We start from the raw sequence: 13,112 nt of genomic DNA, 5'->3' as shown, positions 1-13,112 counted from the left end.
TAAGGCCAGACCCGTTTGGCGCGGCCGCACAGATCGCGCGGTGAGCCGCCAATGGGGTCTGCCGGCAAAGGAAAAAGATATAAAGCCTGAGAAAAGGTTATGAGGGCTGATGCACTTTCTGCTTTACAAGCTGCCGGGTGCTTCCTATAGTCGAAAATTGTCTGAAAATGATGAAAACCATTCTAAATCAGTGTTTTTTCTGCTGATAATCCTGACAGGTGCAGCTAATGACCAGGGCAGTAATCGCTATCCACGGCGGCGCGGGCGCGCTTTCCCGCAGTACCATGAGCGCGGCGCGCGAGCAGCAATACCGGCAGCAGCTGCACGACATTGTCGCAGCGGGGCAGCAGATTCTGGCCGCGGGCGGCAGCGCGCTGGATGCGGTGACTGACGCGGTGCGGCGGCTGGAGGCGTGCCCGCTGTTTAATGCCGGACGGGGCGCGGTGTTCACTCATCAGGGCACACACGAGCTGGACGCCAGCATCATGGATGGCCGCACGCTGCAGGCGGGCGCAGTAGCGGGCGTCAGCCATATTGAACATCCGATCCTCGCCGCGCGTAAAGTGCTGGAGGCGAGTCCCCACGTGCTGCTGATCGGCGCCGGCGCAGAAGCCTTTGCCGTGGCGCAGGGGCTGGAACCCGTTGCCGCTGACTTTTTCTCAACGCCAGAACGCCTGGCGCAGCTGCTGCGCGTGCGCGACAGCAACACCACGCAGCTCGATCACGACGCGGCTGCTACGCCGCTGGATGAGGATCGCAAACTCGGCACCGTGGGTGCGGTGGCGCTGGATCTGCACGGCAATCTTGCCGCGGCGACTTCAACCGGTGGCATGACCAACAAGCAGGCTGGCCGCGTGGGCGACTCGCCGCTGATTGGCGCCGGCTGCTATGCCAGCAACGACAGCGTGGCTGTCTCCTGCACCGGTACTGGCGAAGTCTTTATGCGAACGCTGGCCGCTTATGATGTTGCGGCACAGATGAAATATGCAGGACGCTCGCTGCAGCAGGCGACCGCCAGCGTCATCCACGACACCATTCCGGAGCTGGAAGGCAGCGGCGGGCTGATTGCAGTTGATGCACAGGGTAACCTTGCACTGCCGTTTAACAGCGAAGGCATGTACCGGGGTTTTGCTTACGTTGAGGGTGCCGTTGAGGTGGCCATTTACCGCGACAGCTAAGGAGCAGGCAGAATGGAACAGCAACAGGTGCTGGCGGTACGCGATCTGTGCGTCACTTTTCAGCATGAAGATAGTAAAACTGAAGCGGTGCGTCATCTTTCGCTCGATCTGCTGCGGGGAGAAACCCTGGCGCTGGTCGGGGAGTCTGGCTCAGGGAAATCAGTGACGTCACTGGCGCTGATGCGCCTGATTCAGCAGGCGGGCAGCGAGATCAGCGGTGAGATAAAGCTGCGCCGCCGAAACGGGGAGATCCTGGACGTCATGCGCGCGTCGTCCGGTCAGATGCGGCAGGTGCGCGGCGCTGACATGGCGATGATCTTTCAGGAGCCGATGACCTCGCTGAATCCGGTATTTACCGTGGGCGAACAGATTGCTGAGTCAGTACGACTACACCAGAAGATGAGCCATCAGCAGGCGCTCGCTGAAGCGCGGCGCATGCTGGATCTGGTACGCATTCCGGATGCGCACGCTATCCTGTCGCGTTATCCGCATCAGCTCTCTGGCGGGATGCGCCAGCGCGTCATGATTGCGATGGCGCTCTCCTGCCGGCCCGCACTGCTGATTGCCGATGAGCCGACGACGGCGCTGGATGTCACTATTCAGGCGCAGATCCTGCAGCTTATCCGCGTGCTGCAAAAAGAGATGCAGATGGGCGTGATTTTTATCACGCACGATATGGGCGTCGTCGCTGAAATGGCCGATCGCGTGCAGGTCATGTATCGCGGCGATGTTATCGAACAGGCGCCGGTGCAGCAGCTGTTTAACGCGCCGGCTCAGCCTTATACCCGCGCGCTGCTGGCGGCCGTGCCCCGGCTGGGCGCGATGAGCGGGCAGCCACTGCCGGCAAAATTTCCTCTGCTGAGCACCACCGGGCAGGAGGCGCCGGCTCTGCCGCAGGATACCGTGCGTCGCGATCGCCCGCCGGTGCTGCAGGTGCGCGATCTGACAACCCGCTTCGACCTGCGTAGCGGTCTCTTTAACCGGGTTACGCGCCGGGTGCACGCGGTAGAGAAGGTGAGCTTTGATCTCTATGCCGGAGAGACGCTGGCGCTGGTTGGCGAGTCGGGATGCGGTAAATCGACCACCGGTCGTTCACTGCTGCGGCTGGTCGCCAGTCAGGGCGGCAGCATCACCTTTAACGGTCAGCGTATCGACGCGCTGCAGGGGAGCGCGCTGGCGGCGCTGCGGCGCGATATTCAGTTTATTTTTCAGGATCCCTACGCCTCGCTCGATCCGCGCCTCACGGTAGGCTTTTCTGTGATGGAGCCGCTGCTGGTCCATCGCGTGATGAGCCGCGCGCAGGCGGAGAAGCGCGTTGCCTGGCTGCTGGAGCGGGTAGGGCTGCAGCCGGAGCATGCGCAGCGCTACCCGCATGAGTTCTCAGGCGGCCAGCGGCAGCGCATCTGTATTGCGCGAGCGCTGGCGCTGAATCCCAAAGTGGTCATTGCGGATGAGTCCGTGTCAGCGCTGGATGTCTCGGTCCAGGCGCAAATTATCAATCTGATGCTGGATCTGCAGCGGGAAACCGGCATCGCTTTTCTGTTCATTTCGCATGATATGGCGGTGGTGGAGCGTATCAGCCACCGTGTAGCGGTGATGTATCTGGGGCAGATCGTTGAGACAGGACCGCGCCAGGCGGTGTTTGAGCAGCCGCGTCATCCTTATACCCGCAAACTGATGGCGGCCGTACCGGTGGCGGACCCGGCACACCGGCATCGCGAACGGGCGTTAATGGTTGATGAGATCCCCAGCGCCGTACGTCCGCTGGGGGATGAGCCGGACGTCGCGCCGCTGCTGGAGGTGGCGCCAGGACACTTTGTGGCACGCCATGCGATCGGTGGCGCCTGACGAATAACATAGCGTCCTGAACCCAGGACGCAGCACAAGGGACTACAGGAGAAGCACCATCATGCACCAGATTATGCGTAACGGGATTATCACCGCTGGCGTGCTGAGCGCTGCGCTGACGCTGCCCGCCTGGGCGGCAAAAGATGCGGTCATTGCCGTGAGCTCAACCTTTACCACGCTGGATCCTTACGACGCCAACGACACCTTGTCGCAGGCGGTTGCCAAATCTTTCTATCAGGGGCTGTTCAGCTTTGATAAAGAGATGAAGCTGGTAAACGTGCTGGCCGAAAGCTCTCAGGCCAGTGATGACGGGCTCACTTACACCATCAAACTGCGTTCCGGCATTAAATTTCAGGATGGTACCGATTTCAACGCTGAGGCGGTTAAGGTGAACCTCGATCGCGCCAGTAATCCTGATAACCATCTCAAACGCTATAACCTGTTCAAATATATTGCGACCACGGAAGTGGTCGATCCGCTCACGGTAAAAATCACGCTAAAGCAGCCTTTTTCAGCGTTTATCAACAACCTGGCGCATCCGGCGGCGGCGATGATTTCGCCCACCGCGTTGAAAAAGTATGGCAAAGAGATTGGCTTCCATCCGGTCGGCACCGGCCCTTATGTGTTTGAAACCTGGAATCAGACCGATTTTGTCAAAGTGAAAAAGTGGGCGGGATACTGGAAGCCGGGCTATCCGAAACTCGATACCATTACCTGGCGTCCTATCGTGGATAACAACACCCGTGCGGCCATGCTGCAGACCGGCGAGGCGACGTTTGCTTTTCCGGTGCCTTTTGAGCAGGCCAAACGCCTTGAAAGTAACGCTAAGCTGAACGTCATTACCACGCCTTCGATCATGCAGCGTTATATCAGCCTGAACGTCACGCAAAAGCCGTTTGATAACCCGAAAGTGCGTGAGGCGCTGGAATATGCCATTAACCGCGAGGCGCTGGCAAAAGTGGCGTTTGCCGGGTATGCCACGCCCGCTACCGGTATCGTGCCGCCCTCTATCGATTTCGCTCAGCGTTACCCGGCTATCAAATACGATCCGGCTAAAGCGCGGGCGCTGCTGAAAGAAGCGGGCTACGGCAACGGCTTTGAGACCACGCTCTGGTCCTCGCATAACCACAGCACGGCGCAGAAAGTGCTGCAGTTTACCCAGCAGCAGCTGGCGCAGGTGGGCGTGAAAGTGAAAGTCACCGCTATGGATGCCGGACAGCGCGCTGCGGAAGTGGAAAGCAAAGGGCAAAAAGAGAGTGGCGTACGCATGTTTTATACCGGCTGGTCCGCCTCGACCGGTGAGGCCGACTGGGCGCTGACGCCGCTGTTCGCCACGACCTCCTGGCCGCCAGCGATCTTCAATACCGCGTTTTACAGTAATCCGCAGGTGGATAAAGATCTGGCTGATGCATTAAAGACTACCGATCGTGAACGCAAAGCGCAGCTCTATAAAGATGCGCAGGATCGCATCTGGAATGACCATCCGTGGATCCCGCTGGTTGTCGAGCAGCTGCTCTCGGCCAGCAACAAAAACCTGACCGGGTTCTACGTCATGCCGGATACCTCGTTTAATTTCGACGAAGCGGATCTGAAGTAACCAGACTGGCCAGCCGCTCCGGCTGGCCGCTGCTGCGCAGGATGTTGCATGCTCAACTACTTTTTAAAACGCTTGCTGGGACTGATCCCCACGCTGCTGATTGTTGCCGTACTGGTGTTTCTGTTTGTACATCTGCTGCCCGGCGATCCGGCCCGTCTGATTGCCGGCCCCGAAGCGGATGCCTCCGTTGTTGCGCTGGTACGCAGCGAACTCGGGCTGGATCAGCCGCTGATCCAGCAGTTCTGGCATTTTATTTTCAATGCGCTGCAGGGAGAGTTTGGCCAGTCGCTGGTCTCAAAACGCCCGGTGGCGGACGAAATTGCGCAGCGCTTCTACCCGACGCTGTGGCTGACGCTGACCAGTATGGCGTGGTCAGTGCTGCTGGGTATGGCGCTGGGTATTGTCTCTGCCGTGTGGCGCAACCGCTGGCCCGATCGCATCGGCATGACGCTGGCGGTTTCCGGCATCTCGTTTCCGGCCTTTGCGCTGGGTATGCTGCTGATGCAGATCTTTTCGGTGGAGCTGGGCTGGCTGCCCACCGTGGGCGCAGATAGCTGGCAGCACTATATTCTGCCTTCTCTCACGCTGGGCGCTGCCGTTGCCGCGATTATGGCGCGCTTTACCCGCGCCTCATTTATTGAGGTTTTGCAGGAAGATTACATGCGCACCGCCCGGGCTAAAGGCGTGCGCGAATCGCTGGTGGTGGTGAAACATGGGCTGCGCAACGCCCTGATCCCGGTGGTCACGATGATGGGCCTGCAGTTTGGTTTTCTGCTGGGAGGATCGATCGTGGTGGAGGTGGTGTTTAACTGGCCTGGCCTCGGTCGCCTGCTGGTGGACTCCGTGGAGATGCGGGATTACCCGGTGATTCAGGCGGAAGTTCTGCTGTTTTCACTGGAATTTATCCTGATCAATCTGATTGTCGATATGCTTTACGCGGCAATCAATCCGGCTATTCGCTACAAATAAGGAGTCGCGATTGAAAAACTGGCGACGCGATGCGGTGGTGAAACAGCTGCCGCACCTGACGGAAAACCGGGTGCGTACCCCGTGGCGTGAGTTCTGGCGCCGTTTTCGCCAGCAGCATGTGGCGCTGCTGGCGGGCAGCTTTGTCCTGCTGCTGATTGTACTGGCCTTTATTGCGCCGTGGATCGCGCCTTTCGATGCGGAAAACTATTTTGACTACGATCGTCTGAATGAAGGGCCGTCGTGGCTGCACCTGTTTGGCGTGGACTCGCTGGGGCGGGACATTTTCAGCCGGGTGCTGGCAGGCACCCGTATTTCACTGATGGCGGGATTCTTCTCTGTCATTATCGGCGCGTTGATCGGTACGCTGCTGGGTCTGCTGGCGGGGTACTATGAGGGCTGGTGGGATCGGCTGATTATGCGCATCTGCGACGTGCTGTTTGCCTTTCCCGGTATTCTGCTGGCGATAGCGGTCGTCGCCATTATGGGCAGCGGGATGAGCAACGTTATTGTGGCGGTGGCGATTTTCAGCATACCTGCGTTCGCCCGGCTGGTGCGCGGTAACACGCTGGTGCTCAAGCAGCAGACCTATATCGAGTCGGCGCGCAGCATTGGCGCGTCAGATCGCACGATTATTTTCCGGCATATTTTGCCCGGCACGATTTCCTCCATCATGGTCTATTTCACCATGCGTATTGGTACCTCAATTATCACCGCCGCCAGCCTCTCTTTTCTGGGGCTCGGCGCACAGCCGCCTACGCCGGAGTGGGGAGCAATGCTGAATGAAGCGCGAGCGGATATGGTGATGGCGCCTCACGTCGCTATTTTCCCCAGCCTGGCGATTTTCCTGACCGTTCTGGCGTTTAACCTGCTGGGTGACGGCCTGCGCGATGCGCTGGATCCAAAACTGAAAAGCTGAGCAGCGAACCGGCCCGGGCTACTAAAAGTGTCTAATATTAAAGGAGCAGCGATAACGCTTTCACAGATTTTCCCCGGGCCGTTGCGCAGGACGTTGCTCCGCCGGTAAGGATGCTGCCGGCGCAAAGCCGTCCCGGTGGCAGCTCAGGGCGCAAAGGAGAAGAGAGATGGAACCGTTTGATTATCAGCAGGATTATAAAAATCTTGATTTGCGACAGCACCCTGAGCTTTATCGCGTGGGGCGGGGCGAGCAGGGCGTACTGATGGTGGAGCCTTACAAAAGTGAGATTTTGCCCTGGTGGCGTTTTCGTACCGTAGAGGTAGCGAAAGAGTCCTCGGAAAAAATCATGCAGCTGTTTGAAGCGTATCGCGAGAAAGATGATTTTGTCGGTATGGATATGGCGCGCAAATTTATTCAGATGGGGTATACGCGCGCCCGGCGCTACAGCAATCATCAGGGAGGACGTAAATATGATGCGGATGGCAAAGAGCTGCCGCGCACGGTAGAAAAAGAGAAGGCCGCAGCGGCGGCCATCTTTAAAGCGTGCTGGGATAAATTACGCGCCGACGAAGATTATCTGAAGCGTAAAAAAGCGCACCAGCAGAAATATGGTTAGATGCGGCTGCCCCACAGATCGTATTCGTCCGCGTGCTCCACTTTCACCCGCACCACATCACCTGCTTTTACCTGCCGGTCGCCGTTGAGATAGACGGCACCGTCGATTTCCGGTGCGTCTGCCATGCTGCGTCCGACGGCACCTTCTTCATCCACTTCGTCAATGATGACCAGTATTTCGCGGCCCACTTTCTCCTGCAGGCGTTCGCTGGAGATCTGCTGCTGCAGCTGCATAAAGCGGTCAAAGCGCGCCTGTTTTACCTCTTCCGGAACCGGATCCGGCAGCTGATTGGCGGTGGCGCCTTCTACCGGGCTGTACTGGAAGCAGCCTACGCGATCGAGGCGCGCCTCTTTCAGAAAATCGAGCAGCATCTGGAAATCTTCTTCGGTTTCACCCGGGAAGCCCACGATAAACGTAGAGCGCAGCGTCAGCTCCGGACAGATCTCACGCCAGCGTTTGATGCGCTCCAGCGTACGCTCCACGGCGCCCGGACGCTTCATCAGCTTCAGGATGCGCGGGCTGGCGTGCTGCAGCGGAATGTCGAGGTAGGGCAAAATTTTGCCTTCTGCCATCAGCGGGATGACATCATCCACGTGCGGATAGGGATAAACATAGTGCAGGCGTACCCAGACGCCGAGTTTTGCCAGCTGTTCACACAGGCTCACCATGCTGGTTTTTACCGGCGCACCGTTCCAGAAACCGGTACGATGTTTCACATCCACGCCGTAAGCAGACGTATCCTGCGAGATCACCAGCAGCTCTTTCACGCCTGACTCAGCCAGACGCTTCGCTTCATCCAGCACGCTGCCAATCGGACGACTGTCGAGATCGCCGCGCATGGACGGAATAATACAGAACGTACAGCGGTGGTTGCAGCCTTCCGAGATTTTCAGATAGGCGTAGTGGCGCGGCGTCAGTTTCACGCCCTGCTCAGGCACCAGGCTCAGAAACGGGTTATGAACAGGTTTAGGTACATAGGTATGCACGTGCTCAAGCACCTGCTCATAGCTGTGCGGACCGGTGATCTCCAGCACTTTCGGATGCACTTCGCGGATCTGATCCACTTTGGCACCCAGACAGCCGGTGACGATCACTTTGCCGTTTTCATTCAGCGCTTCACCAATCGCTTCCAGAGATTCCTGAACCGCGCTGTCAATAAATCCGCAGGTATTAACGATAACGATCTCCGCGTCATCGTAGCGTGGTACCACGTCATAGCCTTCAGTACGCAGTTCCGTCAGGATACGTTCTGAGTCAACGAGGTTTTTAGGACAACCGAGTGAGACGAAGCCCACGCGTGGCGGATTAGTGACATGGCTCATAAGGATAAAAATTCATCATAATTAGTATGGACAGGAGCGCGATTGTACAGAGGTTGCAGCGGAAAATGTATAGCTGAAGCAACAATCTGCCTGCCTGCAGAATGTGAATGCAGCGCTATGCTTAGAGTGCACGGCGCAGCCTGACGCCGGGTATTTAAGCCCGCAGCGGGTTGTGCGGTTGCTGCGATTTTGCTTAAATGACGGGTTGTTGAAGGTAACTTATTCTCAACGCTGAAGAATTTAAACGCGTGCGCTGGCAGGCTATGCGATGACAGCGCAGCAGTGCATAGAGTGAGAGCAGACAAATGCAAGAGATCGTCAAAGGTTTTCTGAATTTTCAACAGAACGTATTCCCTGAAAGGAAGGATCTTTTCAAGAGTCTGGCTTCCAACCAGAATCCTAAAGCGCTGTTTATCTCCTGTTCAGACAGCCGTCTGGTGCCGGAGCTGGTCACGCAGCAGGAGCCAGGGCAGCTGTTTGTGATCCGCAACGCCGGCAACATTGTGCCACCGTTTGGCCCGGAGCCAGGCGGCGTCTCTGCCACCATCGAGTATGCGGTACTGGCGCTGGGCGTAACGGAAATCATTATTTGCGGTCACTCCAACTGTGGCGCAATGAACGCGATCGCCTCCAACGCCGATCTGGAAAACATGCCGGCGGTCGATCACTGGCTGCACTACGCTAACGCCGCAAAAGCCGTGGTTGACGAGCGCAACTACGATTCTGTTGAGGTGCGCCTTAATGAGATGGTGAAAGAGAACGTTATAGCGCAGCTGAACAATATCAAAACGCATCCTTCCGTCTCGGTTGCTTTGCGTAAAGGCAAGCTGCGTCTGCACGGTTGGGTTTACGATATCGAAACGGGGAAAATCAACGCCCTGACCAAAGGCGGCGCAGAGTTTATCTGCCTGTCTGACAACCCTGAAACCTGCTTCGAGTAATCTCCTCCAGCCCGGCCTGCGCCGGGCTTAATGTTTTGTAAATTTCCCCCGCTGCTGCGTGCGCGCTGTCTACCCTTAACGGCAGAGCGAATACAGGAGCAACCTATGCATATCTGGCGAGCAGCGCTGATTTCCGGCGCACTAAGCTGTTCTTCTCTGGCGCTGGCTGCGGATGTGGCGGTAAAGGTGCTACAGGACAACCTCTCTCATCCCTGGTCGGTGGCTTTTTTGCCGGATAACCGCACGCTGCTTATCACCGAGCGCACCGGTCAGCTGCGCAGCTGGCAGCCTGAAGGCGGCCTGTCGAAGCCGATTCAGGGCGTGCCGCAGGTCTGGGCTGAGCGGCAGGGCGGGTTACTGGATGTGGTTCCGGCACCTGATTTCGCGCAAAGCCGCCGCGTATGGCTGAGTTACACCACGGCCGATAGCCGCGGGCGTGCCGGTGGCGTCGTGGGTTACGGTCAGCTGAGCGAGGATATGCAGAAGCTTAACGGGTTTCGCGTGGTGCTGGAGCAGACGCCTAAACTCTCCGGTGGTGCCAATATCGGTACCCGGCTCGCCTTTGACCGGCAGGGCTTTCTCTATGTGGCTTTCGGCGACAATTTTGTCAGCAGCAGCGCCCAGCAGCTGGATAAGCTGTCAGGAAAAATTGTTCGCCTGACGCAGGAGGGCGGCGTACCGCAGGATAATCCGTTTGTTCACACCCAGGGCGCCCGTCCGGAGATCTGGAGCTATGGCGTGCGTAATCCTCAGGGACTGGCGCTGAATCCCTGGACGGAGCAGATGTGGGAAAGTGAGCACGGGCCGCGCGGCGGCGATGAGGTAAACCGGCTGGAGAAAGGCCACAACTATGGCTGGCCGCTTGCCACGTACGGCATCGATTACAGCGGGCAGCCGGTGCCGGAAGCGAAGGGCACGCAGGTAGCAGGAACCGACCAGCCGCTGTTCTGGTGGAAAGTGTCACCGGCTCTCAGCGGCATGGCGTTCTACAACAGTACGCGCTTTCCGCAGTGGAAAAACGCGCTGTTTATCGGTGCACTGAAAGATAAAAGCCTGATCCGGCTGCGCGTTGAGGGCGATCGGGTCACGGAGGAGGAGCGGCTGCTGAGCGATCGTAATGAACGTATCCGCGATGTGCGTCAGGGGCCGGATGGCTGGCTTTACGTACTGACCGATGAAGCCAGCGGTAAATTGCTCCGGGTAGGCGTGCAGCCGGAGCAGGCTGAAACAGGTAACTAATCAGCGCGCCCAGCGGCAAATCTGCCAGCCGCGCTGCTCCGCCTCATGCTGCAGGCGCGCATCCGGATTGACTGCCCAGGCGTGGTCAGCCCAGGCCAGCAGCGGCAGGTCATTAAACGAGTCGCTGTAGGCCCAGGTGCGTGTGAAACTGAGCGCCTGCTGACGGGCCTGCCAGTCGCGCAGGCGAACCACTTTACCTTCGCGATAGGTTGCGGTGCCAAGCATAGAGCCGCTGTAGCGGGCATCAACAACTTCAGCATGAATGGCCAGCGCACCGTCCACGCCCAGACGTTCAGCGATAGGAATGGCAAGGTGATCGCCACTGGCGGTCACGATCAGCACCTTATCACCACGCTGCTGATGCCACTGAATGCGCTCCCGTGCGGCAGGAAACACACGCGGCAGGATGTCACGGTGGATAAAGCGTCTTATCCAGCCAGCCACGGTCGGCGTGGCCATGCCAGCCAGCGGTGCCAGCGTGGTGTGCATATACTCTTCAATGGGCAGCTCGCCGGCGTAATAACGCTGCATCAGCCTGCGATCCTCATCAATCACTGTTTCAGGCGCAAACCCCTGTGACACCAGCCAGCGCAACCAGAGGCTGGTGCTGTCATCACATATCAGGGTTTCATCAAGATCGAACACGGCAAGATCCATAACGCTCTCCTCAGGCTGACTGATCCCAGCGTAGCGGAATTTTGTGACAGGCTTAGCTTTTCCGGACAAATTCAGAATTGTGCGCAGTTTTTTACCACCGCTGACGGCTTACACTGGACCGGACAGGATGTTGACCTGGATTAATATAAGAAAACTTAATTAACTTTACGATTCAACGGTTTTTTTCGCCAGCGTGAACCGTTAGCGTTTTACACGAGATCTTGCCCGCCCGCGAAAGCCCCGATTTTACAAGGACAATCTGGTTACGCCCATGAAACTACACCTTTGCGCATCGTTATTACGGCCCCTGGCTGCCTCCTCGCTGTTGTTTATTTTCCCGGCTGTTTCTCAGGCCGTTGACGCTCCGGCTGCCCCGCAAATCGAGGCCAAAGCCTGGGTTCTGATGGACTATAACAGCGGCAAAGTTCTGGCTGAATCGAATGCCGATCAGCGGCTCGATCCTGCCAGTCTGACCAAGATGATGACCAGCTATGTGGTAGGGCAGGCGCTGAAATCAGGAAAGATTCACAACGGTGATATGGTGACGATTGGCCAGGATGCCTGGGCGACCGGTAATCCAAAGCTGCGCGGCTCATCGCTGATGTTCCTCAAGCCCGGCGACCGTATTCCGGTATCAGAATTAAATAAAGGCATTGTTATTCAGTCCGGCAACGATGCCTGTATTGCGCTGGCAGATTATGTTGCCGGCAGCCAGGATGCCTTTATCGGGCTGATGAATAACTACGTTAAAGCCTTCGGTCTGCAAAATACGCATTTTATGACGGTGCACGGTCTGGACGCGGAAGGGCAGTACAGCACCGCCCGCGATATGGCGATTATCGGCCAGCGGCTGATAAGCGATGTGCCGGACGAGTATGCGCTGAACAGCGAGAAAGAGTTCACGTTTAACAATATTAAGCAGCGCAACCGCAACCGGCTGCTCTGGAGCTCCAACCTGAAAGTGGACGGCATTAAAACCGGACATACCTCAGGCGCAGGCAACAATCTGGTGGCGTCTGCCGTTGATGGCGATATGCGTCTGATCTCGGTAGTGCTGGGCGCACAAACCGACGCCATTCGTTTTCGCGAAAGTGAAAAGCTGCTGACCTGGGGATTCCGTTTTTATGAAACGGTAACGCCTATCAAGGCAGATAAGCCGTTTGCCCGCCAGCGCGTCTGGTTTGGTGATAAGGGAGAAGTGGATCTCGGCGTGGCGAAAGATGCGGCGATTACCGTACCTAAAGGTCAGATGAAAAATCTGAAAGCGAGCTTTACCCTGAATACGCCGCAGCTGGAAGCCCCCATCGCTAAAAATCAGGTTGTCGGCACTATCGATTTCCAGCTGGATGGAAAAACCATCGAGCAGCGCCCGCTGGTGGCGATGGAAGCCATACCGGAAGGCGGCTTTGTCGGGCGGATCTGGGATTTTATTATGATGAAATTCCACGGCTGGTTCGGGAAGTGGTTTAGTTAGGACGCGGGGGCTGGTTACGAGCCGGTTCCGTTCGCCCCACGGGGGCTGGATCCGTTCGCCGTCAGCTGCGGGGGCGCAGATTAAGCGCCGGTTCCGTTCGCCGTCAGTTGCGGCGGCGGCCTGTGCTCCGGCACGGCGCTGCTGCCCCGGGGCCGGTTCCGTTTGCTCCGGGGCCGGTTCCGTTCGCCGTCAGCGGCGGCAGCAGCCTGTGCCCCGGCACGGCGACCGGGCAGAGGACGCCTGGCCGCGCCCTCTGCACTCCCCGGCCCTGCGCCAGCCCCATCCGCCGCTGCGCGGTTCCCTCGCTCAAGCCCGCTTCCCCGGGACCGGCCGCCATTCGCTCCTGCTCACCGCG

11 protein-coding genes are annotated in these 13,112 nt (G+C 58.0%); 9 read left to right on the top strand and 2 right to left on the bottom strand.

The features are described from left to right. The first annotated feature begins 227 nt into the window (after positions 1-227). The 6 genes from DBY66_RS05540 to DBY66_RS05515 all read left to right on the top strand — a co-directional run bounded on the left by DBY66_RS05540 (position 228) and on the right by DBY66_RS05515 (position 7,124). Positions 228-1,178: an isoaspartyl peptidase/L-asparaginase gene (locus DBY66_RS05540; RefSeq protein WP_094111987.1), complete on the top strand. Its 951-nt coding sequence runs from the start codon at positions 228-230 to the stop codon at positions 1,176-1,178. Positions 1,179-1,190: 12 nt separating this feature from the next. Then, positions 1,191-3,026, top strand: a complete 1,836-nt coding sequence (gene gsiA / locus DBY66_RS05535; RefSeq protein WP_108569732.1) for a glutathione ABC transporter ATP-binding protein GsiA — start codon at positions 1,191-1,193, stop codon at positions 3,024-3,026. A 61-nt stretch (positions 3,027-3,087) separates the two neighbouring features. Then, positions 3,088-4,623 carry a glutathione ABC transporter substrate-binding protein GsiB gene (gsiB, locus tag DBY66_RS05530; protein ID WP_094111989.1) on the top strand — a complete coding sequence of 512 codons (1,536 nt, stop codon included), beginning with the start codon at positions 3,088-3,090 and terminating at the stop codon, positions 4,621-4,623. A 48-nt stretch (positions 4,624-4,671) separates the two neighbouring features. Then, positions 4,672-5,592 carry a glutathione ABC transporter permease GsiC gene (gene gsiC / locus DBY66_RS05525; RefSeq protein WP_039383449.1) on the top strand — a complete coding sequence of 307 codons (921 nt, stop codon included), beginning with the start codon at positions 4,672-4,674 and terminating at the stop codon, positions 5,590-5,592. 10 nt (positions 5,593-5,602) lie between these two features. Beyond that, positions 5,603-6,508 carry a glutathione ABC transporter permease GsiD gene (gene gsiD, locus DBY66_RS05520; RefSeq protein WP_039383451.1) on the top strand — a complete coding sequence of 302 codons (906 nt, stop codon included), beginning with the start codon at positions 5,603-5,605 and terminating at the stop codon, positions 6,506-6,508. 166 nt (positions 6,509-6,674) lie between these two features. Beyond that, entirely contained in the window at positions 6,675-7,124 is a 450-nt protein-coding gene (locus tag DBY66_RS05515; RefSeq protein WP_094111991.1) for a DUF4385 domain-containing protein, read from the top strand. Here DBY66_RS05515 and rimO read toward each other — a convergent pair. Further along, positions 7,121-8,446, bottom strand: a complete 1,326-nt coding sequence (gene rimO / locus DBY66_RS05510) for a 30S ribosomal protein S12 methylthiotransferase RimO (RefSeq protein WP_065649744.1) — start codon at positions 8,444-8,446, stop codon at positions 7,121-7,123. The genes DBY66_RS05515 and rimO overlap by 4 nt on opposite strands. 305 nt (positions 8,447-8,751) lie before the next feature. Here rimO and DBY66_RS05505 point away from each other — a divergent pair, with 305 nt between their 5' ends. Continuing rightward, on the top strand, positions 8,752-9,387 hold the full coding sequence (locus DBY66_RS05505; protein ID WP_039383457.1) for a carbonic anhydrase: 636 nt from the start codon (positions 8,752-8,754) through the stop codon (positions 9,385-9,387). A gap of 105 nt (positions 9,388-9,492) precedes the next feature. Beyond that, positions 9,493-10,626, top strand: a complete 1,134-nt coding sequence (locus DBY66_RS05500) for a PQQ-dependent sugar dehydrogenase (RefSeq protein ID WP_108569733.1) — start codon at positions 9,493-9,495, stop codon at positions 10,624-10,626. Here the strand turns inward: DBY66_RS05500 and DBY66_RS05495 are convergent, their stop codons facing one another. After that, the gene (locus tag DBY66_RS05495) at positions 10,627-11,283 is read right to left on the bottom strand and encodes an HAD family hydrolase (protein ID WP_039383460.1); all 657 of its coding nucleotides are present in this window, start codon (positions 11,281-11,283) and stop codon (positions 10,627-10,629) included. 271 nt (positions 11,284-11,554) lie between these two features. Here DBY66_RS05495 and DBY66_RS05490 point away from each other — a divergent pair, with 271 nt between their 5' ends. After that, entirely contained in the window at positions 11,555-12,757 is a 1,203-nt protein-coding gene (locus DBY66_RS05490; protein ID WP_071669030.1) for a serine hydrolase, read from the top strand. Positions 12,758-13,112: the final 355 nt, after the last annotated feature.

The organism is Pantoea sp. RIT413, from assembly GCF_003057675.2.
In the GTDB taxonomy this organism is placed as follows: Bacteria; Pseudomonadota; Gammaproteobacteria; order Enterobacterales; family Enterobacteriaceae; genus Pantoea; species Pantoea eucrina.
Note: the sequence above shows the minus strand (reverse complement) of the source record. Positions and strands in the feature narration are given on the sequence as shown.

Bases quoted from the DNA above. Each gene is read 5' to 3' on its own strand.
- DBY66_RS05540 (WP_094111987.1), top strand. From the start codon at position 228: ATGACCAGGGCAGTAATCGCTATCCACGGCGGCGCGGGCGCGCTTTCC.
- gsiA (WP_108569732.1), top strand. From the start codon at position 1,191: ATGGAACAGCAACAGGTGCTGGCGGTACGCGATCTGTGCGTCACTTTT.
- gsiB (WP_094111989.1), top strand. From the start codon at position 3,088: ATGCACCAGATTATGCGTAACGGGATTATCACCGCTGGCGTGCTGAGC.
- gsiC (WP_039383449.1), top strand. From the start codon at position 4,672: ATGCTCAACTACTTTTTAAAACGCTTGCTGGGACTGATCCCCACGCTG.
- DBY66_RS05515 (WP_094111991.1), top strand. From the start codon at position 6,675: ATGGAACCGTTTGATTATCAGCAGGATTATAAAAATCTTGATTTGCGA.
- rimO (WP_065649744.1), bottom strand. From the start codon at position 8,446: ATGAGCCATGTCACTAATCCGCCACGCGTGGGCTTCGTCTCACTCGGT.
- DBY66_RS05505 (WP_039383457.1), top strand. From the start codon at position 8,752: ATGCAAGAGATCGTCAAAGGTTTTCTGAATTTTCAACAGAACGTATTC.
- DBY66_RS05500 (WP_108569733.1), top strand. From the start codon at position 9,493: ATGCATATCTGGCGAGCAGCGCTGATTTCCGGCGCACTAAGCTGTTCT.
- DBY66_RS05495 (WP_039383460.1), bottom strand. From the start codon at position 11,283: ATGGATCTTGCCGTGTTCGATCTTGATGAAACCCTGATATGTGATGAC.
- DBY66_RS05490 (WP_071669030.1), top strand. From the start codon at position 11,555: ATGAAACTACACCTTTGCGCATCGTTATTACGGCCCCTGGCTGCCTCC.